Origin of the sequence: Pantoea sp. B566 (genome assembly GCF_024793925.1) — a bacterium.
Lineage (GTDB): Bacteria > Pseudomonadota > Gammaproteobacteria > Enterobacterales > Enterobacteriaceae > Pantoea > Pantoea ananatis.
On the sequence record NZ_JANUQL010000003.1, the window covers coordinates 3,470,669 to 3,492,690 of the forward strand.

Annotated in this window: 18 protein-coding genes and 1 pseudogene; 7 read left to right on the plus strand and 12 right to left on the minus strand. The window is 52.9% G+C overall.

Features of this window, described 5'->3' with window-relative positions:
* Nucleotides 1-6: 6 nt before the first annotated feature.
* The 3 genes from NYE92_RS17850 to NYE92_RS17860 form a co-directional block, all read right to left on the minus strand.
* Nucleotides 7-363 carry a DUF3601 domain-containing protein gene (locus NYE92_RS17850; RefSeq protein ID WP_259019309.1) on the minus strand — a complete coding sequence of 119 codons (357 nt, stop codon included), beginning with the start codon at nt 361-363 and terminating at the stop codon, nt 7-9.
* On the minus strand, nt 356-1,591 hold the full coding sequence (locus tag NYE92_RS17855; RefSeq protein WP_259019310.1) for an ADP-ribosylglycohydrolase family protein: 1,236 nt from the start codon (nt 1,589-1,591) through the stop codon (nt 356-358). Before NYE92_RS17855 ends, NYE92_RS17850 begins: the two co-directional genes overlap by 8 nt.
* Nucleotides 1,592-1,814: 223 nt before the next feature.
* Nucleotides 1,815-2,027, minus strand: coding sequence for a hypothetical protein (locus tag NYE92_RS17860; protein WP_259019311.1), 213 nt, complete (start codon nt 2,025-2,027; stop codon nt 1,815-1,817).
* A gap of 249 nt (nt 2,028-2,276) precedes the next feature.
* Between NYE92_RS17860 and NYE92_RS17865 the strand changes: the two genes are divergently transcribed.
* Nucleotides 2,277-3,467: an alpha/beta hydrolase-fold protein gene (locus tag NYE92_RS17865; protein WP_116197744.1), complete on the plus strand. Its 1,191-nt coding sequence runs from the start codon at nt 2,277-2,279 to the stop codon at nt 3,465-3,467.
* A 116-nt stretch (nt 3,468-3,583) separates the two neighbouring features.
* On the opposite strand, the gene NYE92_RS17870 is transcribed toward NYE92_RS17865, so the two are convergent.
* Nucleotides 3,584-4,063 (minus strand): GNAT family N-acetyltransferase, encoded by a 480-nt coding sequence (locus NYE92_RS17870; RefSeq protein WP_259019313.1) that lies wholly within the window; start codon nt 4,061-4,063, stop codon nt 3,584-3,586.
* Here NYE92_RS17870 and NYE92_RS17875 point away from each other — a divergent pair.
* Both NYE92_RS17875 and NYE92_RS17880 read left to right on the plus strand, forming a co-directional pair.
* Nucleotides 4,023-4,262: a hypothetical protein gene (locus NYE92_RS17875; RefSeq protein WP_050547547.1), complete on the plus strand. Its 240-nt coding sequence runs from the start codon at nt 4,023-4,025 to the stop codon at nt 4,260-4,262. The two genes, NYE92_RS17870 and NYE92_RS17875, sit on opposite strands and share 41 nt — an antisense overlap.
* Before the next feature lie 225 nt (nt 4,263-4,487).
* Entirely contained in the window at nt 4,488-5,168 is a 681-nt protein-coding gene (locus tag NYE92_RS17880; RefSeq protein WP_259019315.1) for an EAL domain-containing protein, read from the plus strand.
* A 155-nt stretch (nt 5,169-5,323) separates the two neighbouring features.
* Here the strand turns inward: NYE92_RS17880 and NYE92_RS17885 are convergent, their stop codons facing one another.
* Together NYE92_RS17885 and NYE92_RS17890 are read right to left on the minus strand one after the other, a co-directional pair.
* Nucleotides 5,324-6,388, minus strand: coding sequence for an AraC family transcriptional regulator (locus tag NYE92_RS17885; protein WP_014606669.1), 1,065 nt, complete (start codon nt 6,386-6,388; stop codon nt 5,324-5,326).
* A gap of 129 nt (nt 6,389-6,517) precedes the next feature.
* Nucleotides 6,518-7,522, minus strand: a complete 1,005-nt coding sequence (locus NYE92_RS17890; RefSeq protein ID WP_014606668.1) for a phosphotransferase enzyme family protein — start codon at nt 7,520-7,522, stop codon at nt 6,518-6,520.
* A gap of 242 nt (nt 7,523-7,764) precedes the next feature.
* Between NYE92_RS17890 and eat the strand changes: the two genes are divergently transcribed.
* The gene (gene eat / locus NYE92_RS17895) at nt 7,765-9,129 is read left to right on the plus strand and encodes an ethanolamine permease (RefSeq protein WP_014595250.1); all 1,365 of its coding nucleotides are present in this window, start codon (nt 7,765-7,767) and stop codon (nt 9,127-9,129) included.
* Between the two features lie 63 nt (nt 9,130-9,192).
* On the plus strand, nt 9,193-10,533 hold the full coding sequence (locus tag NYE92_RS17900; protein ID WP_019105049.1) for an aspartate aminotransferase family protein: 1,341 nt from the start codon (nt 9,193-9,195) through the stop codon (nt 10,531-10,533).
* A gap of 155 nt (nt 10,534-10,688) precedes the next feature.
* On the opposite strand, the pseudogene NYE92_RS17905 reads toward NYE92_RS17900, so the two are convergent.
* The 6 genes and pseudogenes from NYE92_RS17905 to NYE92_RS17935 form a co-directional block, all read right to left on the minus strand.
* Nucleotides 10,689-13,178: pseudogene (locus NYE92_RS17905) on the minus strand (hypothetical protein).
* A 29-nt stretch (nt 13,179-13,207) separates the two neighbouring features.
* Nucleotides 13,208-14,287 (minus strand): glycoside hydrolase family 105 protein, encoded by a 1,080-nt coding sequence (locus NYE92_RS17915; protein WP_024472323.1) that lies wholly within the window; start codon nt 14,285-14,287, stop codon nt 13,208-13,210.
* Nucleotides 14,288-14,669: 382 nt separating this feature from the next.
* A complete protein-coding gene (gene kduD, locus NYE92_RS17920; RefSeq protein ID WP_042677839.1) occupies nt 14,670-15,431 on the minus strand; it encodes a 2-dehydro-3-deoxy-D-gluconate 5-dehydrogenase KduD in 762 nt (253 codons plus the stop codon).
* 55 nt (nt 15,432-15,486) lie between these two features.
* Nucleotides 15,487-16,323 carry a 5-dehydro-4-deoxy-D-glucuronate isomerase gene (gene kduI, locus NYE92_RS17925; protein ID WP_259019319.1) on the minus strand — a complete coding sequence of 279 codons (837 nt, stop codon included), beginning with the start codon at nt 16,321-16,323 and terminating at the stop codon, nt 15,487-15,489.
* Between the two features lie 421 nt (nt 16,324-16,744).
* Entirely contained in the window at nt 16,745-17,341 is a 597-nt protein-coding gene (locus tag NYE92_RS17930) for a hypothetical protein (RefSeq protein ID WP_019105054.1), read from the minus strand.
* Between the two features lie 9 nt (nt 17,342-17,350).
* Nucleotides 17,351-18,310 (minus strand): hypothetical protein, encoded by a 960-nt coding sequence (locus tag NYE92_RS17935; RefSeq protein ID WP_014595257.1) that lies wholly within the window; start codon nt 18,308-18,310, stop codon nt 17,351-17,353.
* 505 nt (nt 18,311-18,815) lie between these two features.
* On the opposite strand from NYE92_RS17935, the gene NYE92_RS17940 reads away from it, so the two are divergent.
* Nucleotides 18,816-20,552, plus strand: a complete 1,737-nt coding sequence (locus NYE92_RS17940) for an ABC transporter permease subunit (protein WP_022622292.1) — start codon at nt 18,816-18,818, stop codon at nt 20,550-20,552.
* A 10-nt stretch (nt 20,553-20,562) separates the two neighbouring features.
* A complete protein-coding gene (locus NYE92_RS17945; RefSeq protein WP_014595259.1) occupies nt 20,563-21,900 on the plus strand; it encodes an AAA-associated domain-containing protein in 1,338 nt (445 codons plus the stop codon).
* Nucleotides 21,901-22,022: the final 122 nt, after the last annotated feature.

Below are 22,022 nucleotides of genomic sequence, written 5' to 3' on the forward strand. Positions count from 1 at the left end.
TGTGTCTCAGCCCACTTTTGCAAGGTAACGATCAAGCGTGTCGATTAAGTCTTTCTGTTCTTCTGGGATATAGCAAAGGCGAATATGCCATTCGTGTTGGTCATCAACACTGACAAATAACGAAAGACCGTCGTGATAGGGCACATAGTTGTATCCGAGAAAACGCCACTGTTCCCCTGTGGGATGATTGACGCCGTCATAATCCGTAAAAGGGCGGGATACGATGTACCGTTCTCCTTGTTTGAGATGATGATAATGGGGTTTTAAGCCATGCGCGGTCCAGTGCCCCTGTTCATAAGGCCCTGTCATCCTCCTGTCTCCTTTTGCCGTTTGAGCGTCAGCAACCTGGCTGGCGTTATTCATCCTGAATCAATATTGCCAGCCTGTTAATAATGGCGTCCAGTGTCCCATCCGATGCGGATTTATGGAGCAATCCCTCAATATAGCGATCGCCGCGAGTATAAACGGTCACCAGACTCAGGCACTCAGCGACAGAGGCGTGCGAAATCCTTTCTTTTTCTCTCAGCGACATATTGTTGGTTATCCACCGATTCCATCCAAACCCCGTCAGCATAAGTTGATTTTTTTCGGCGGATAGCGGCATGTTGTTTTCAATATCGTCCTGGCAGTCAGCGATGAAGCGTTTTAGTACTGTATCGTCTTGTCTGATAATCAGGAGATTAGCCCGTTGCTCAATATCATCGTGCCAGGCCAGTCGTGACAGCCAGGATTCAGGCAGGGCATCGTAACCATAATAAGCGCCCGCAAGCTGGCCATAAATAGCGGCGACACTGTCCGCGTCATCGCCAAGATTCGCCGCCAGTAACGCCCCTTCCTCAAATGTCTCGCTGTGCCAGAAACACCAGAGAGCGGCTTCCAGTGAGTGAATCACATAGCCAGAACTGCTGATTTTATCACGGGATTTAAGACGGTAGCGCCCTTGAATGATGGCTAAAGAATCCGGATGCAGTGTTTTTATCCATGAGTACTGCGCAGAATGAAACGCGTTGAATAGCCTTGCTTTGGTCGGTGTGTTATCGCTGTTGAGCAGCATGTGGATCAGGCCCGTGATGTACTGGCAGGCCTCAATACATCGCTGTTCTGCATGAGTGGTGGCGCTGGCCAGTTTCGTCGTTTCAAAGACCGCAGTGAGAGGGGCATGATGCATGAATAATGCCACAGGCGCGGTGCGCATTAGGCTGCCGTTGCCCGCACTTCTGGGGTCGGTGCTGCCCGCCAGCGCAATGCCTTCAGCGCTGAATTTTTTTAACGCGAGGGCGACGGTAGTGCCAATATCGAAACAGGTTCCGGTGCAGGAGTTATAACCATAATCGCGCCAGTTGATATAGCGTCGCATTTGATCGGCAGGAGCATTTTCGCCCCGTTCGATCAGGCTGTCAGCCAGACACAGCATCATGGACGTGTCATCCGTCCATTGACCGGGTTCAAGCATAAAGGGGCCACCGCCAACCAGGTCGGTTACAACCGGTTTTGCCGGTCTGGGCTGAAATTCAAGGGTGGTACCTAACGCATCGCCCAGCGCCAACCCAACTAATGCGCCTTTAGCCCGATTGACTTTATCAGCGTTCATCCATTTGTCCTGATTTACCTCAGCGCCAGCCAGACAGGGCGGCACGCTTCGCGGCTTTTCAAACACGATTTGGCACATTAACGCGAGTTGAAAGCGATGTCGATCAAAGACTATTGGTGGGCTGGGGGAGGAAAGCAGAATGGGAAAGGCAGGCGTGGATTTCATTGCAACGCCGAGGCGTAACCTTTGGCGGGGCGGCCGACTGGCAACCCCAACTGAACCGCTAGTGACTTTGCTTAGTGTCTTCTTCTTTATGCTTCTTCGCCAGGTAATGGCCTGCTGCGCAACCCGCCACGGCACCGGCAACCGCATGATGTTTAAGATGACCCGCTACGCCGCCCACCAGCGCGCCTTTCAGGCAGCCTTCAGCCTGCGCCTGAGAGGTAACCGACATCAAAAGGCCCAGTGTGACCAGCAGAAAGGGAGGTTTACGCATCAATACTCAGTCCTTATCAAGGGGGGAAAGTGTTCATGCTGCGACGATAACGCGAATGCGAGGCGGGCGGATAAAAAAATGCAAGTCGTTGCGCGATTGTTGCAGAAAAAGCGACGGACTTTTCATGCCAGAGAGGGCCTGAATTTTTTGAACCGCATCACACCCTGCGTTTTTTGCGTATCCCTTTGCTCTCTTCCTGAACGTAAAGATGCAATAACTACTTCGCCATACACAAAACCGGAACCCACGATGAAAAGAACTTTAGCCTGTTTTTCATTCCTGGCAGGCAGCCTGCTCACGGGATATGCACCAGCACTGATTGCCGCCCCTTTGCCGTTAACGCCAGACACGAGCATCCCGGTAAGTCGCTACATTACGGCGCTGAATCCGGATCACTCCATTACCTTTCGTCTTTTTGCCCCTGCCGCGAAGCAGGTTGCCGTCGTAACCGGCGCCACGCCGCTGAGCCAGCAGTCGCATGACATGAAAAAGGACAGCACGGGGATCTGGTCATGGACCAGCGAGCCGTTGAAGCCCAACCTGTATGAGTACTATTTTGACGTAGACGGTTTCCGCACGCCGGATACCGGCAGCCGTTTCCCGAAACCGCAGCGCCAGGTGAACACCAGTATGATTCTGGTGCCGGGCAGTATTCTGGATGAGCGCAACGTGCCGCACGGCGATGTACTGACCCTGACCTATCATTCCACCGCCCTGAAGTCTGAACGTCAGGTGTTTGTCTGGGCACCGCCGGGTTACAAGGCCGATAGCAAGCCGCTACCGGTGCTCTACTTCTACCATGGCTTTGGCGATACCGGGCTGTCGGCCATCTCTCAGCTCCGCCTGCCGCAAATCATGGATAACCTGCTGGCAGAAGGCAAAATTAAGCCGATGCTGGTGGTGGTGCCCGATACCGAAACCGACATCGTGCAGGCTATTCCCGAAAACTTCCCGCCAGCCGATCGCCGCAAGGACTTTTATCCCCTCAATGCCGCTGCAGCAGATAAGGAGCTGATGCAGGATATTATCCCGCTGATTGAGAAACGTTTTACTGTCAGCACCAGGCCCGCCGACCGCGCGATTGCCGGGTTATCCCAGGGCGGCTATCAGGCGCTGGTGTCCGGCATGACGCACCTGAACGACTTTGCCTGGCTAGCCAGTTTTAGCGGCGTGACCACCAGTACAGTGCCTAATGAGGTCGTGACGCGTCAGCTGAGCCAGCCGCAGACCGTGAATAAACAGCTGAAAAACTTTACGCTGGTGGTTGGGGACAAAGATGTTGTCACGGGCAAAGATATCGCCGGGCTGAAAACCGAGCTGGAAAAGCAGGGTGTGAAGTTCCATTACACCCAGTATCCGGGGCTGGGACATGAGATGGACGTCTGGCGACCTGCGTATGTGGAATTTGTGCAGCAGCTGTTTAAACCACAGTCGCACTAATTCTGGCTTCAACGCTGACCGCGCACAGGATGAGCAGGGCATCCTGTGTATCCTGTGCGCATTCTCTCCAACGCGGCGGGAACGCTGCTGTTTCGTTGGCGGCGGATTGCGTCATATCAGCCACGCGGTAAGCGCTTACGCATCACCCGCTGCCCAAACGCATCACTCCCTTCTGCGACCCAGCCATTTGCCTGATAAAACCCCTCCGCGTTCGAGCCGGGATCGGTGGTCAGCATAATCGTCTCTGCGCCCCGATCGCTAAACCACTGGACGATCGCGTTCAGCAGGTGCGTCCCGATGCCCTGTTTTTGATATTCAGGTTTAACAAACAGTCCGCCAATTAGCGGTTCGGGCGCATAGATCCCCAATCCATAACCTGCATAATCATCCCCGGCCTGGCAAATCCAGCCGCCGCCCTGACATATATCCTCCAGCGCTTGCTCACGCTGTAAATAGTGAATTTGATGCGCGTGAAGCCGGTTTTCCGTTACGGAAAAGCGTATTTCATATATTTCTTTAAGGTGCCGGGGTTCAAGTTTAAAAAAGGAAAGAGACATGGTCATTCTGTATAACATGACGGTGAAGTTGGAACACATTATCGTCTGGACCGCGGTATTTCAAGTCGCCAATATTTGGGTTGACCTCTGTATTTCCCGGAAGCGGTTTTTAACCCGCTTTTTTCATTTGGCTGGCATCGGTCTGTCATCGGTCTGTCAATTTCTTCTGTTTAACGCTGGCCTTAAGGCCGCCGGGACGATTGAACCCAGCCCTGTTCCCATTTCCCCTGTACTCTGAAAGGAATTAATCGGGACACATTGCCTCACAGGGATGACCAGCAAAAAATGCGGTCCATGGAAAACTGGAGTTTTATAGTTTGCCATTCATCATTAAATAACAAGGGTTTAACGATCGATTTTTGGGATTTGATAGGTTTAATCATAGTTTAATCCGTTAAAATTCATTTGATTGATAGCTAAAGGCGATCAATAATCAATCCACTTCAACATCGTTAATCAGAGCATGGCAATGGAAATCCAGAATCTTGATAATAATAACCGTGCCTGGCGGTTCATTGCTGAACCCATCGTAAACCTGAAATCCGAACGTATTGCCGTTGAAGTCTTAACCCGATTTGCCGCACCAGGGACGCCTTTTTTACATATAAGTAAAATGAATAAAGAACAAAAAATAAGGCTCCTGAGAGAGCAGTTGTGCTTAATTCACCAAAAAAGACATTTTTTTGAAAGTCACCAGTTGCTGTGTTCTGTCAATGTAGATGTAGAGATGGCTTTTGCGCTGCTGGAAGAACGGGATATTTACGAGCTCGCCACAGCGCATTCTTTTCTTCGCATCGAGGTTTCAGAAGACTTTCCCAACCTGGCTGAGGGGCTAAATAATCCCTTACTGCGAAAGTTATATAATAATTACACTTTATGGCTGGATGATTTTGGCAGTGCATCTTCTCATTTTCCCTGTTTGCAGGAGGGATTATATGAGGCGGTTAAAATCGATAAGCACTTTTTCTGGGAACATCATAATCGTCCACTCTGGAAAGAGACGCTGACGCAAATTAAAGACTACTGCCAGTTTATCATTGTCGAAGGCGTAGAAAAGGACACCTACTTCCAGTTTGCTAAACCCCATGCTGCCGCATTTCAGGGCTATCTTTTTAAAGCCTTTTCTTTTGATGCCATTACCTGACGACGCTTTTATTCTTAACGTCGCTGCCTGCTCGTTTTGATTTATTCTGATCGTAAATTTGCTCACTGTCTTATTACTGGCTGAGAGGGTTAAAGCCTACAGCCGGTTGTTGAAGCACGCAGCGTAACGAATGCTGTTCTGGCTGGATAGATTAGCTACAAGAACAGCCCCTCCTGTGATTTACGGCAATCGCGCGGGCTGCAGCCGAACCAGCGGCGAAAGGCGCGTGAAAAAGCGCTGACTTCAGAGTAGCCCAGCAGCAGCGCCATCTCGGAAACAGAAAGATGATGCTGTTTGAGATAATGCGTGGCCATTTCTTTGCGTACGCTGTCCACCAGCGCCGAGAAGCTGGTTTGCTCATCACGTAAGCGCCGTTGCAATGACCAGGCGGATAACCCCTGTTTTTCCGCGATGATTTCCAGTGAAGGTTCGCCGTTCAGCAGTTGCAGATGAATGTCCGTTCGGGTTTGATTAACGGTGTCCTGACGCACCACGGGCGGGCTGAGCCGACGGATGGCATCCTGCATAACCAGCAGCAGCATCGGATCATGATCCGGCATTTTCCGGTTCAGATCCGCTTTCGCGATGATCATCGAGTTAAAGGGTTGATCGAAGTAAACCGGGGCATCAAACACTTTACAGTGTTCGTGCCAGTGCTCAGGGCGCGGATGCTCAAAATGCACTTCCCGCGGCGCCCAGTGCCGACCTGCGGCATGGCGGATCAGGTTGAGGAACATGCCCAGCGTTAACTCGGCATCCTGGCGGCGCATCAGGATCACGCCATGGCGAACCTGATAATCCAGTTGCCAGCAGTCGCCGCGTTCGGTCAGCCGGATGCAGGTGTTGTGTTGATGAAAGGGAAAGGCATTGACGACGTTCCGCAGCGCCTGTTCCAGCGTGGCTGAACACAAGCCAATATAGCCGATCAGCCCCAGTGACTGGGGTCGGAACTGATGACCGTATTGCAGACCAAAGTTGTCCACGCCTGCCTGGCTTGCGGCTTCCTCCAGCACCCGGCAATAGCTGACCAGGTCCAGGCTCAGCGTTGGGCAGGCGAGCATATCGGGATCGATCCCGCTGATCCCGAAAATGCGATCGACATCGCCGCCCTGTGCATTGATAAATTCGCCTAAGCCCGTTGCGGCGGCAGACAACACACCGCGATGGCCGCCTGCGCCGGAGATGGCCGTTAACGCGGCCTCTGGAACTCTGCTGGTCATCTTGTTTTCCGCAAAAAGTGAACGTCTTAAGGTTCTGCAAAAAACGTACCAGCTGGAAACCACGCGATAACAATCGCTTACCCGATTCGCTTTCCGTGTTGCACCGCGATCAGGCACTGCGGCGGTGCGTTAAACGCCAATCGGCAGCGCGGCACCTTCAAGATAGCGCTGACACAGCCGGACGGTGTGGCTGGCCCAGCGATCGCCCAGGCTGCGCGCCATCTCGGTTTCGCGGTGGGAAGCTACCCAGGCCGTCAACTGGATACGCCGCTGGATCAGCATGGCGGGGATCATAGCCAGTTCCCGATCGCTGATGTGTGCGACCTGTTCGTAACCGCGTAACCAGTTTTCCACCCACTGCGGCGCACTCGGATGATGCTCAACAAAACTGATGGCTGCGGCAAGATCGTGCAGGTACCAGCCCATGCCGCAGTCATCAAAGTCGATCACCCGGGTTTCGCCTTTATGCACCAGCAGGTTGGTCAGGCGCAGGTCGGCATGAATCAGCCCATAGCGTTCAGGTGACTGTCCGAAGTCCAGCATCTGGCGGCGCACGTGTTCCAGCGTTTCTTCTACCACCGCGTGTTCAGCGGTGGGTAACCCCGCAACGTCCCGCCAGTCGCCCCAGTGGCCTGCCGGAGACACCATCGTATGATGATCCCAGATGATGCGGCGAAACCCCTGGGGCTTCTGCCATTTCCGGCTGTGATGGTGCAGACGGGCAGTAATGGCACCGAGCTGACGAAACGCAGCCGGATCGACGCTGTCGGTCAGCATATCGCCCTCTATCCAGTGAAACAGCACCGCATAGCGTTCGCCGCCATCGGGCAGCGGCAGGACCTGAATGCGTTCACCCTGACGATCTTCTACGGCAGCGGGGACGCTGATGTCCGCCGCCTGAAGCGCGTCCAGCCAGAGCAGCTCACTTTCAATATCCTGCTTCGCGTGGTAATCGCCCCGGTGAATGCGCAGCGCGTAGCGGCCCTGCGGCGTGCTGACAGATAACGTCGCGTTTTCTGAGCGACACAGCAGCCTGACCTCAGCCTGTGCACAGGCGGGATAGTTCACTAATGCCCGGTGGGCAAGCTGAAGGATGGTGTCGTTACTCAGCGTATCGTACTGTTTATGGCTCATGTCCGGCTCCCGGGTTTCTGCGTGTAGGGCCAGCATGGCGCTGAACCCTGCCTGCACGCTTGACCTGAAAGCAGGGGAAAATTGACTTTGGCAGGCACCTGGCAGCCAGGCCAGGGGCAAGTTGACCTTAAATCACGGCGTTCTGTTTTCTGCGGTCAAGTTTTTCCCTTCCCACTGTGTCCATCATCTACCCGACAGCTTTTGTGCAGTATTTTCAATTAACACAGACGGGGAACGCAGTGATGAAAGAGAAACTGAAACCCACCCTGGGCACCCTGCGACTTTGGGGCATTGCCGTGGGGCTGGTGATATCGGGTGAGTATTTCGGCTGGAGCTACGGCTGGGGCGCAGCGGGCACGCTGGGCTTTCTGGTCACGACGTTTTTTGTTGCCGTCATGTATACCTGTTTTATCTTCAGCTTTACCGAACTGACAACGGCTATTCCTCAGGCGGGCGGCCCGTTCGCCTATAGCCGCCGGGCGTTCGGCGACACCGGCGGGCTGATTGCCGGAATCGCCACGCTGATTGAGTTTGTGTTTGCGCCTCCCGCTATCGCGATGGCCATTGGCGCCTATCTCAACGTACAGTTTCCTGAAATTAATCCCAAGCTTATCGCCGTGTGCGCCTATCTGGTGTTTATGGGGCTGAATATCATCGGCGTGAGCATCGCCGCGACCTTTGAACTGCTGGTTACGCTGCTTGCCGTGATTGAATTACTGGTGTTTATGGGCGTTGTGGCGCCCGGCTTTAGCCTGGCGAATTTCGTCGCGAACGGCTGGGCGGGCCAGGGAACCTTCTCGCTGGCTTCCGTGTCCGGTATGTTCGCTGCGATCCCCTTTGCCATCTGGTTCTTTCTGGCGATTGAAGGCGTTGCGATGGCGGCAGAAGAGGCAAAAGATCCCCGCCGCACCATTCCCCGCGCCTATATCAGCGGTATTTTAACGCTGGTGGTGCTGGCGATTGGCGTGATGGTGTTTGCTGGTGGAGCAGGCGACTGGCGTACGTTATCGGGCATTAACGATCCGCTGCCTCAGGCGATGAAAATGCTGGTCGGGAATGACTCGCGCTGGATGCACATGCTGGTGTGGATTGGCTTATTCGGCCTGATCGCCAGTTTTCATGGCATCATCATGGGCTATTCCCGCCAGTTCTTTGCGCTGGCCCGTGAAGGGTATCTGCCGCCCGCCCTGGCGAAGCTTTCACGCTTTAACACACCGCACCGCGCCATTCTGGCCGGTGGCGTAGTGGGCATTCTGGCCATTTTCTCTGACGGGATCAGCTTTCAGGGCATGAGCCTGACCGCCGCCATGATCACGATGTCGGTGTTTGGCGCCATTGTGATGTACATCATGAGCATGCTGAGCCTGTTTAAGCTGCGTCGTACCGCTCCCACGCTGGAGCGCAGTTACCGTGCGCCGGGTTATCCGGTGATCCCTGCCATTGCCCTGTGCGGATCGCTGATCTGCCTGGCGGCGATGCTGTGGTTTAACCCGGAGATTGGCGCGCTGTTTATGGCCTTTATGGTCGTGGGTTACCTCTATTTCCTGACGACCCAGTCCCGGCGCGGCACGATCGCGCAAACCTCTGTCGCGGCGGAGATCGACTAACGCAGACAGACGCTGCCGCGCACTGATGTACGGCAGCGACAGTATTGAATCCGAGGAGTGATGATGACGGTACGTTCAACCATTATGGATACCAACAGCTTTCGTGCAGAAAACGCGGAAGCGCTGGCCCCGGCGATTCGCCAGTTAACCGACAAACGCAGCAAGGTGCTGGGCGAGTCATATCGGCTGTTTTACCGTAACCCCGTGCATCTGGTGCGCGGGCAGGGGCAGTATCTCTGGGACCAGGCGGGCAAACAGTACCTGGATATGTATAACAACGTCGCCAGCATCGGCCACTGTCATCCGGCGGTCGTGGAAGCCGTGCACCAGCAGATGATGCGGCTGAATACGCACACCCGTTACCTGCATGAGTCTATTCTGGACTACAGCGAGCGCATTTTGGCAACGATGCCGGCGGCCATCGATCGGGCCATGTACATGTGCACAGGGTCCGAGGCAAACGATCTGGCGATTCGTATGGCGCATGCGTGGAGCGGCGGCACGGGCATTATCGTTTCGAAAGAGGCCTACCACGGTACCAGCGCGCTGACGTCCGGCGTATCACCGGCTCTGGGCAGCGGCCAGCCGCTGTCTTCGCATACCCGGCTGGTGGCATCGCCAGATTTTTACCGCATTCAGCCCGCCGATCAGGGGGCCTGGTTTGCCCACGAAATTCAGAAACAGATCGATGATATGGCCGCGCACGGCATTAAGTTTGCGGGCTTTCTGGCGGATTCCATTTTCTCTTCGGACGGCGTATTGCCCGGCCAGCCGGGCTTTTTAAAGCAGGCTATCGACGTCGTCCATCAAAACGGCGGAATTTTTATTGCCGATGAAGTTCAGCCCGGCTTTGCCCGTACAGGGGAATCATTCTGGGGATTTGCGCGCCACGGCGTGGTGCCCGACGTGGTGACCACGGGTAAACCGATGGGCAACGGTATTCCCGTATCCGGTCTGATGGCGAAAGCCCCGGTTATGGCGGCCTTCAGTGACTCGCTCCCGTATTTTAATACCTTTGGTGGCAATCCGGTGTCGATGGCGGCGGCGCACGCGGTGATGGATGTGATCGAGCAGGAATCGCTTCAGGCGCACAGCCTGAAAACCGGGCAAGCTTTGTTAGCGGCACTGCAGTCCCTTCAGGATACCTATGCCTGCGTAGGCGACGTGCGCGGTGCTGGCCTGTTTATTGGCTTTGAGCTGGTCACGGACAGAGAGACGAAGCAGCCTGACAAACGGCTGGCGCTCGATTTGGTCGAGGCGCTGCGCGAAGAGTGTGTGCTGACGTCTGTCGCCGGGCCTTACGGCAACGTGCTGAAGATTCGGCCGCCGCTGTGCTTCCAGACGCATGATATCGACTGGGTAGTCAGCGCGATGGATCGCTGCCTGAAAAAACTGCACGGATAGGCCGCTGCCGGGCACAGGACAGGGCGGTAACGGGATGATTTTGCTGAATGCTGCACGCGTCGCATAACGCCCGTCATCACTGCACGGATAAAGCCCGACGTCAGCCGGGCTGGCGATATCCGTAAAACCTGATGCCAGGGATTGGCACGGCAGAATTACAAGGGGAGTTCGTGGCTGTCGCCGGAAATTGTCCAGCTGTCAGGATCCAGTAACCGCCCCTGCCCGAAAACGCAGCCGTTTGGCTGGAAAAACACCTCGCCATATTGCGGATCGTTGACGTAAAAGGTGCCGTCTTCGCGCCGCTCAACGGTGAGCTGTGCAAATCGCGCCTCAAAATCCGCCAGGTTATCCAGCCGCGGATCGTCATTCAGGCGAATCAGCCAGCAGGTTTCCTGCCCCGGCAAGCGGACTTCACAGTGCTGTGTCGGGCCATGAGCGATCCGCTGGAACGCGCGGTTGCCGGAGATCTGTACCATACCTTTACCACTGCGCAGCAGAATGCGTTTATCGTAGCAACGCACGTCTTCAAAATAGCGCTGCGGCAGCCAGGCGTGAGAAAAATCAGGCTGCCCTTCATGAACACGAAACAGAACGATCGCCAGGCCGCGATACTGCTGCACGCGCGGTAGCGTGCCACATCCTCCCCAGTAGGAAGGCCGCCCGAAGCCACTGTGCAGGCGTTCACCTGGATGGTTGATCCAGATCTGCGCCTCAGGCGTCTCGCCGATCCTCAGATGAATCGGGGTTTCCTGATAGCCCCATTCGCCCCAGCGGTATCCGGCAAGGGAACCCATTGCCACGTCGCGGGTTTTATAGTGGTAAAGGCGCGCAATGCGGTTAAGCCCCTGAGCGAAATACCATTCCAGCGCGCTGTCACCTCGCCATACCGCCACCTTTGCCAGTTCAGGTGAGTGCGTCAGTTTGCCCTGCTTTAACAGTAGTGCCAGCTGCGGTAAGGCATGAAAGCGACAGCCAACGTTGCCTTTGCCCCACAACAGGCGCGAAATTGCGGACAGCTCCAGCGAGCGACCTGCGCGCAGCGTGTGCTCGTATGAACGACCTTGCGATGCGGTGAGCATGCCCTGGTGGGAAGAGCGTGCTATCTGTTCCAGCAGGCGAAGGATAGCGCGCTGGCTACGGGCAACGATATCGGCATCCGGTGCCAGGGCGGCGAGGGCGGTTAATCCCTTGAGATCGATAGGGAAGTAAGGCGCGGAATTCCATTCGGCCATCTCGCATTGTTCAAAGTGATCCAGCCATGCCAGCACGCGCTGACGGCCTGCTTCTGCCTGCTCATAGCCCAGGCGGCCGGATCGCACAAAGGTTTTATCCGGAAAGGTGCTTCCCGCCAGGTAGGCGGCGGTATGAAACAGCAGCGCGTGGTTTTCAGAAAAATACCACTGCACGTCATTTCCCGGCTCATCCATCCAGTAACGAAAGGCTAAAATCGCCCGATCCATTTTCTCGCGAACGGGAGCGGCAATGCGATCCGCCCACTGGATCCGACACCACAGCAGCGGTACAAGCGTAAAGTCGGCGCAGTCATGGCACTCTTCAACCGGTGTTAAAACGCCTTCCAGCATGTTCTGGGTTTCGGTGTCATCCCTCCCGCAGGCTAGCCGGGCCAGCGCTTTTACGCTGCTGTATTCGCCGTGCAGGGCAACATGCATCAGCGCTTCGTCTGCACGCGCGTCTGCCGTTTTCGGCACCTGCGCCTGTTGCTCTGCATGGCAGATCTCCACGCCCAGGGTGCGCCTGATATGAAAGTTGTCTTTTTCCATGCTGATAACGAAATGACGAAAATCAGCCGGCAACGCGTCGCTTTCGGCAATCTCTGCCACCGTTTCGCCTTGATGTAAAACCGCGTTGAGCAGTACGGGCTGGTCTAGCGAAATAAAGTCGCCCTGCACGCGGATATTCAGGTTCAGCGTTTCCGGGGCTGGGATTGGGAAGCACAGGCGAACGGTGCCGCCTGTGTAGGTCGGCTGTTCAAACGCCATGCCTTCGAGCAGGGCTTCCATTTGCCGCACCCGATCTGCCTCAATCGGTGTTGCCAGTGCCACCTGCAGCGGCGAACCTTCAACATAGTCCAGTTGAAAAAAGAAGCGCACATCGCGTTCGGCCAGGTCATCGAACCAGACCGCGATAGCGCTCACTCAGGCATCCAGCATGAGCGCGAACTCAACGGTGCTTTCCAGATTACGCTGATAGTCTGCCTGCCATGCCACATCACCGCCGTTCAGCGTAATACAGGCGGCACCGCAGGTGGTCAGCCGAAAACGGTACAGGCCACCTTGTTCCGCAACAAGGTAGGTTTCTGCCTGAGCGCCGATGCGCGTGGCCCGGAACCAGAAACCTGATAAATCGACCCGATCGGAACCAAAAGGGAACCACCAGTTTTTCAGGGTAGTATCGCCGAAAGGAGTGGGCTTTTTTCCGGCATAGTGTTGCTGAAACTGCGTACGACAGGGATAGGTATGGGGAATAAAGTTTTTATGTTGGCTCAGAAAGAAAAACGGATCCATTTCACCGGACATCGGCGCATTGGGCACATCATAGCGCTGTGAAGAAATCGCGGATAACTGCCAGTAGCGAACGGCTTCATTCTGGTTAAGGGGGAAGTAACAATAATGGTTCTGGTCCATGATGATGTTCTCCTGGTGTCGACGTCCTGTTATTTTTTTAAATGTCTTAACCCTTCGGTCAGGCATAAAATAGCCAGCGCCTGGCCATAGCCGGTTGGCTGTAGCGGAATGTCTTTATAGAACTGCAGGGTTCTTCCCATGCGTGTGCCATAAGAGACGTTGTGGACTGTGCCGCTGCTGTCAATATTTCGCCGTACCGCGCCCAGGGCTTGTAAACCTGCCTGCAACCAACGTTCATCGCCATAGCCAAGACGAACGCCTTTTAATAAGCCATAGCCAAATCCGGCGGTAGCCGATATTTCTTCATAGCTGTCTGGATGGTCGAGCAGCGTGTGCCATGCACCGCTCTCAGATTGCAGCGTGATTAATGAATTAATTTGCGTTTTCAGGCATTCGAGTAAATAGTCACGGACCCCGCCGCGAAGCTGGGTCAGTTCCAGAAACTCAATAATGCCGACGGTTATCCAGGCATTTCCCCGCGCCCAGCGGGCCTGAGCAAAATGGCTCTTCTCGGCAAAGCTCCAGCCGTGAAACCATAAACCGGTCTGCGGATCGTTAAGATAACGGGCATGCAGTAAAAACTGGCGTACGGCCTCATCGACCAGCGCCTGTCGTCCGGAAGCCACACCGTAATGGCCGAGAAACAGCACCACCATAAACAGCGTGTCATCCCATATCTCCATGGGGTTAATGCCGTCGGACACCACGTGCTGGAAGCCTTGTTCCGGGGTGCGCGGCAGTTCTGTCATCACCCTGTCGGCCCAGCTATCCAGCACCGCTTGATAATGTGGTGCCCGGTTATGTGCCCACAACAGGGATAACGGCAGCATGGGGGCGGTGGTATTAATATTTAACGGGGGCAGGCCTTTTTGAATATTTTGCTGAAACCAGTTTTCAATGATTTGATAAATATCATCGCGACGGGTCAACTCCCATAATCTCACCAGACCGAACAGGCCAACGCCCTGCGGCCATTCCCAGTGAGCAAATGAGATGTAATCCCCCGCTGTGCCATCCATATTGGGTTCGTTAAATTTCCCTTCGTCTTTTAGCTGTGTAAATCCATTCAGTAACAGATCAAGTTGGCGGGCTGTTGATAATAATTCCATTATATTTCCCTCAATGCTGTATAAATCCTTACTCGTTTTTTATATTTCTGTGATTATTCACTGTAACCTTGACGTCCTTATTCGCCTCGACAGGCGGGAATAACGGTTATCCATAAGTTTCTCTGGGAAATGAAATCCCATGACGTCATCATTATCGGCTGGCCTTAAGAAGCCAGTTTTACATTAACCAGATATATTGACTTATTCATACGGTTGGCGTTCAGGGTCACTATTCTGGCCTCAATCATTATTCTTTCTCATAAGAAAGTAAAACCGGCTTTAATGATGCGATTGCCTGCCTGATTAATCGGGCTGCCTGCCATCATTATTCACGCATAACGACAGGCTCGCCCGGGCAGACGTAAAGGCTTAATGCTCAGCCTTAACGCGCGAGCCAGCCGCCATCGACGGCAATCGTATAGCCATTCATATAGTCAGAAGCTCGTGAGGCAAGAAATACCACCGGCCCCATCAGGTCCTCTGGTTTTCCCCAGCGACCGGCGGGAATGCGATCGAGGATTTCGGCACTTCGCTGTGCATCAGCGCGCAGTTGCTGCGTGTTATCGGTTGCCATATAGCCCGGGGCAATTGCGTTGACATTAATACGGTGCTTCGCCCACTCGTTGGCCAGCAAGCGGGTTATGCCCATTACGCCACTTTTAGACGCGGTGTAAGAAGGCACGCGGATCCCGCCCTGAAAAGAGAGCATTGAGGCGATGTTGATGATCTTGCCCCCATTCCCTTGGGCAATAAAATGTCGGGCGGCGGCCTGCGACATAAAGAACAGGCTCTTGATATTCAGATCCATCACATCATCCCAGTCCTGTTCGCTGAAGTTGATGGCATCCTCACGGCGAATCATGCCCGCGTTATTCACCAGAATATCAATGCGGTCAAAGTAGGCGATGGCGCTGTCCAGCAGGGCAGGAATAGCATCAATGTTACGCAAATCAGCTTTCAGGCTAAGGAAGCGACGTCCCAGCGCGGTCACCTGTTTAATCGTTTCGTCGGGTTCAACCTGATTAATACCAACAATATTGCAACCGGCTTCAGCCAGTCCCAATGCCATAGCCTGACCCAGGCCGGTATTGCAGCCCGAAACCACCGCGATTTTGTCCTGAAGAGAAAACGCATTCAGTATCATGTGAACTCCTTATTCACGCGCTACCTGCTTCTGACAGGCGGCGCATTGGTGAGGATTAGCGCAGATCCTTGACCGGTACGTGGTCCATATCATCAAACACCTGGTTTTCACCTACCGTTCCCCAGATAAAGGTATAGGCTTTCGTACCGACACCTGAATGGATCGACCAGGCCGGTGAAATGACCGCCTGTTCGTTATGGACAAGAAGATGACGCGTTTCCTGCGGCTCACCCATCATATGAAAAACGCAGGCATCATCATCCATATCGAAATAGAGATAGACTTCCATACGGCGTTCATGGGTATGACACGGCATGGTATTCCAGAGGTTGCCGGGTTCAAGCTGCGTTAACCCCATACTGAGCTGGCAGGTTTCCAGGACGTCAGGAACCAGATACTTGTTGATCGTGCGGCGATTGCTCGTGAGGTTATCGCCGAGCGTGACGGCAGCGGCATCGCCAGCCGTCACTTTGCGGATGGGCAATGTTTTATGCGCCGGTGCGCAGTTGTAATAAAACTTCGCGGGGCGATGGGGGGCCAGGCTGCTGAACAGGACTTCTCGGGCACCTTTGCCGATATACAGCGCTTCACGATGACCGATCTCATAGTCTTCGCCATCAATGGTGACCTGACCGGGCCCGCCGATATTAATCATGCCGAGTTCGCGACGCTCCAGAAAATAGCTGACGCCAAGTTGCTTACCCACATCTTTACCTATCGCGACAGCCTGGCCGACCGGCATCACGCCGCCAACAATGATACGGTCGATATGGCTGTACACCATGGTGAACTCATCGGGCAAAAAGATCTTCTCAATCAAGAATTCATCGCGTAATCCTTGTGTATCCAGCGCGTTGGCGTGGGCGCTATGAATGCTTTGTCTGACTTCCACGTTAACCTCCCGTTAGTGGTGCAAGTAAATTTATTCAGTAATGAATTAAAGCAGCATGAATTCATTTTTGTGCATCCTATTCGGCAAAAAATCTCTTTTCAATTAAAATTGAAACAATGTTTTATTTTTAAATTTAATTGGTGAGATGGCTCTGGTTTTTTTTGGGTGAATTAATGATTTTTGTAAGTGTAATAGCTAACTTTGCAGCATTCTTCTTATTTTTTAAAAGTAGTGTATTAGGACGGTTTTATTTAATTGTTAATTTAAATAAGTACTATCCGAAGGGGAAGAGAAAGTTCATTAAAGGGAGGGGTATATGATGTTAAATTTTCTATTTATAAAGTTAATTTTTGAAAGAAAGTCCTTTTTCCTGTCAGGGCCCCATGCAAGGGGCCATATATTTAAATTAGGTAAATTTTCACTATCGGAAAGCAGTTGTTTTTCTTTGCAAGTCCAACTGTTTTCTCCAGGCTCGATTGTGAAGAATAAAAGCGCAGGACTTATAAAACATCTCGCTATTAAGACACTTAAGAGCGATCAAACTTAACCCGATGCTTAATAATGCGCCAGTAAAAGAAAGAGAGTAATTATTGTTGCCGCTTATTGATGAAATCATAGTGATAAGTAGAAAAAATAAAGCGGTAATCAATGCCAGAATTAATATGAAAATATAAGCCCTTAGCGCCAAATATATTCCGCGCGAAACCATCATCATTGTCGTAAACAATACGAGTACATAGATAAAGGCTGCGGCAATAATACCGATAAAAACGGCGTGTTGTTCCCATCCCATCAGGTCATAGATAAATAACCAGAATGAAAATTGAGGCAGGGAAAAACTGATCACAGTAAGCACCATACTAATGATTAATGGTGCGCCAAAGGTATGTAATCCAATTGGCATGCCCATTTTTTCTTTCATATCATCTTTAATTTTCTCTAGTTCATCAACACCACTAACCTCTATTTTTTTATTTGTTTTTTCGCTTAATTTGATTATTTTATTAATGTATTTCATTTTTATAACTTATGTAGAGGAAAGTGACTGAATAACGCCGATAACATACTTTCCCGATTGAACAATGTTTTGTGGATTTCTTAATGTGCCTGTCAACGCACTACCAGCAAACGCCGATGAATTAACCAGCGCTGACGTTAATTCGCGCTGCAGAGATTTTTGTATAGCCTCAGCAGGGTAACGTTTAGGGTAAACACCTGCTTTCATCGCTGCCTTAATACCCCCGTTTGAAATACCGGGATTTTGAGCGCGTATTATTTCTTCTGTAATTCTTTTTCTCTCAGCGCGACTTAACGTTTTAAGCCATTCGAAGGCCTTTGCAGAAGAGGATGCTTTCATTACCTTGTATGTTTCAATTGCGCTCTTCAGACCGGCTCCCGCTCCTGCAAGCGATATCACATCCAGCGCAGTCGTTGTTGCAACGTACCAGGATTGTGAATCAAGCCACGCGACATAATCTTCGTTGCCTTCATAGATAGCATACAACCGTGCAGTGCCGATAGCGCATTGCATACCTGTAGCCAATCCGCCTGCGATAATCATACCCGCGACAACACCCGATGCGCCTGCTGTCAATGGCACGGCTGCAGCAGAACCAAATGCAAGGAATCCCGTCACCACTAAAGCACCACATGAAAACATCGTCGATGTAATCTCGCTAGCCAATGACGGTTTGCTAAGCGTTTCCGTCAGCGCCTTTGCAGCAACCTGAGGATTTGTGGCATTAACCTTGGTAATGATTACATGGCTCACACTACTCTTACTGGCTTGAGCGTGACGACGTGAAGGGCGAACCAGCCATTGTGCAAGACCATCAGAGTAAATAATGCCGACCTGACTGAAGTCCCGCGTGCAATCTAAACGATTTGCCAGAGCATTGAAATCAATGTCATCTGCGGACACCATCCCCATCCGTTGGCCAAGGCCGTAATCCGGAAGGTTATTTGAATACGATTCTGGTAAGGCCATTCGCTCACTCCTTGATCATGAAAGCCGGGTTGTCAACCCTAAAGGATAAAGCGTAGCGGAAGCTGATAAATTAAGAATAGTCTCAATAACCAATTAGTCCCGCAAATGCATTTACAGAAAAATCGAGTCAGCAATCTGCTTCTGTCTGGATAAGATGTACAAAAAATATTAATGGGGTTTATATTTTAAGTAACAGGTGCAGTCGTTCGTCGCGCAGGCAAAGACTGAGTGGGCCGCGATGAAACAACGGGGGTTATTGCCGTCTTAGTACGCTTCAGTTGCCAGCGTTTTGGGCGTGAGTCTCTGGTGCCATTTCCGCTATGGCAGGTTTGATAGTGTTAAGAAAATGGCTGCACCAGATGAGCCCGCCAAAATCGGGACTGGGCTTTCACAAAAAATTAATAAAAACCCGGTCATCAGGTGAGCATACGTTTAACAATCCTGCCTGATAATCCCTCACCTGAAATAATTCAGTCGCTCCCGTGATGAAAAGAAGAGAGGGTTCATGAACTTCCGATTCACCATGCTGGCGGCCAACAGACGGTTATTGCCTAACGTCTGGGATGCCGTGGCTTTTCCCTTGATCATTTGTCTGATTGCTATGGTCGCGGTCGGCTTTCATCAAACGTTGATGCCGATAGACAGTTTAAAAACCCAGGCTATCTCGCTCGATCCCACTAATCTGCCGGAATATGCCATGCGCACCACGCTGCGCATGCTGGTGGCAATGCTGGCTTCCCTGGTGTTCAGCCTGATTTACGGCACGCTGGCCGCCAAAAGCCGCCGTGCTGAAAAGGTGCTGGTGCCAATTCTGGATATCCTGCAGTCCGTGCCGGTGCTGGGATACATCTCCTTTACCGTCACCTTCTTTATTGCGCTTTTTCCGGGGCAGGTGCTGGGCGTAGAACTGGCGGCCATCTTTGCCCTGTTCACCAGCCAGGCGTGGAACATGACCTTTAGCTTCTATCAGTCGCTGCGCACCGTGCCAGCCGATTTGGTGGAAGTCTCGCGCGGATTTCATCTGACCGGATGGCAACGTTTCTGGAAGCTGGATGCGCCTTTTGCTGTGCCGGGGCTGGTATGGAACATGATGATGTCGATGTCAGGCGGCTGGTTCTTTATTGTCGCCTCTGAAGCGATCACGGTCGGCAATAACACCTTTACCTTGCCCGGTGTCGGTGGCTATCTGGCGCAGGCTATTCTGCATAAAGATATCCACGCGGTAGGCTGGGTGTTACTCACCATGGTGATTGTGATTCTGGCTTACGACCAGTTGCTGTTCAGACCGCTGGTCGCCTGGGCAGATAAGTTCCGCATGGAAAACACCCGCTCAGGCAATGCGCCAACCTCCTGGGTGCGTGATTTGATGCGTCGAACCCGTCTGATTCATCAGATCTTCACGCCGTTACGGCTGCTGCTGTCCGCGCTGGCGCGTATCTCATGGCGCTGGCCGACAGCGGCAACCGTGCGTTTCGAGAACAATACTCGCCGCGCTTCAAGGCTGGGTGACATTGTCTGGGGCGCGTTCGTCATTTTACTGACCCTGTATGTGGTGTACCGGGTCATTACTTACGTTCAGATCGGCGTGACGCTGGATGAGGTGAAACACGTTTTCACGCTGGGGCTGATTACCTTATTGCGCGTGACGGTGCTGATTCTGATTTCGTCGCTGATATGGGTGCCGTTAGGCGTAATGATTGGCCTGCGGCCTGCTCTGGCGGGCAAGATTCAGCCCGTGGCTCAGTTTCTGGCAGCCTTCCCGGCAAACCTGATGTTCCCGGTTTTCGTGATTATGATTGTGCATTTTCATCTTAATCCCGATATCTGGCTGTCACCGCTCATTGTGCTTGGCACCCAGTGGTACATTCTGTTTAACGTTGTGGCAGGGACTACTGCGTTTCCGAATGACTACAAAGAGGCCGCAGCGAACTTTCATATCCGTGGCTGGCAATGGTGGCGCCAGGTGATGTTGCCCGGCATTTTTCCTTATTACATTACGGGCGCGATTACCGCTTCCGGAGGCGCGTGGAACGCCAGCATCGTGTCTGAATTTGTGCAGTGGGGGAATACGCAGGTCACGGCGCACGGTTTAGGTGCCTACATCGCACAAACCACCGCCGCCGGGGATTTCCCCAAAATCATTCTTGGTATCGCGGTGATGTCGCTGTTTGTCACCCTGTTCAACCGTCTGTTGTGGCGACCGCTGTACGTGTACGCCGAATCAAAATTCCGTGCCAATTAAGGGACACCTGATGTTAAATAATCCACCCACACTGAACCCAGACGTGTCGAACAGGAAACCAGAAGGGCGCAAAGCGGTCCTGACGGTGAAAGACATTAAGCACGGTTATGATAAAACGCATGGTGAAGTACTGATTCTGGATGACGTTAATCTCACCCTGCAGGAAGGGGAAATTGTCGGTCTGCTGGGCCGCTCAGGCTCAGGGAAATCCACGTTGTTACGCATCATTTCTGGCCTGATCACGCCGGGTTCGGGCGCGGTTGAGTATCTGGGCAAGCCGCTTAACGGGCCGGCCAAAGGCGTGGCGATGGTGTTCCAGACCTTTGCGCTGTTTCCCTGGCTGACGGTACTGCAAAACGTGGAAGCTGGCCTGGAGGCGCTGGGCGTGGAAAAAGCGGAGCGCAGAAAACGCGCCCTGGCAGCCATCGACCTGATCGGCCTGGACGGTTTTGAAAACGCCTACCCACGCGAGCTGTCAGGCGGAATGCGTCAGCGTGTCGGTTTTGCTCGCGCGCTGGTGGTTGATCCCACTCTCTTATTAATGGATGAGCCTTTCTCTGCACTGGATGTATTAACCGCCGAAACGCTGCGTACGGATTTACTCGATTTGTGGAACGAAGGGCAGATGCCGATGAAGTCGGTGCTGATTGTCACTCACAATATCGAAGAAGCCGTGTTTATGTGCGACCGCATTCTGGTGCTGTCGTCGAATCCCGGACGCGTGGTGGCTGAAATCAAAGTGCCCTTTGGCCATCCCCGCAATCGCCTTGATCCCGCATTCCGTCGTCTGGTTGATGATGTGTACACGCAGATGACCGCCAGGCCAACCAGCGATAATGTGAAAAAGAGCCTCAGGCTGGGCACGCACCTGCCGCAGGTATCAACTAACCTGATGGCCGGCCTGATTGAAACCCTGGCGGCAGCGCCCTATCACGGTCGTGCAGACATGCCGGATGTTGCGCGTTCGCTGCATCTGGAGGTCGATGAGCTGTTCCCGATAGCCGAAGTGCTACAGTCACTGGGCTTTGCCGACGTCAGGGAAGGGGATATTTTCCTGACGCCACCTGCCCGGGTTTTTGCCGAATCGGATACCCAGCAGCGCAAAGTCATGTTTGCCGATCATCTTCTGCGCTATGTGCCGCTGGCCGCCTTGATTAAAACCGTGCTGGATGAACGTCCCGGTCATCGTGCGCCACGCATGCGTTTCGAGCAGGAGCTGGAAGACTCACTGGCTGACAGCGCCGCCAAAGAGACGCTGGACAGCGTGATCAACTGGGGCCGCTATGCAGAGATCTTCTCTTATAACGATCAGACCGAATATTTTAGTCTGGAAGACGTTGAGTTTTAATTCTGCTCGCTCAGCAAAACGTTGCGTATTCCTTACACCATCCCGTTACTCTGCACGGGATGGTGCCTGAAAGATTCTCAAGGCAATAATCCTTTCTGAAAGATAAATAAACGCGGTTTACA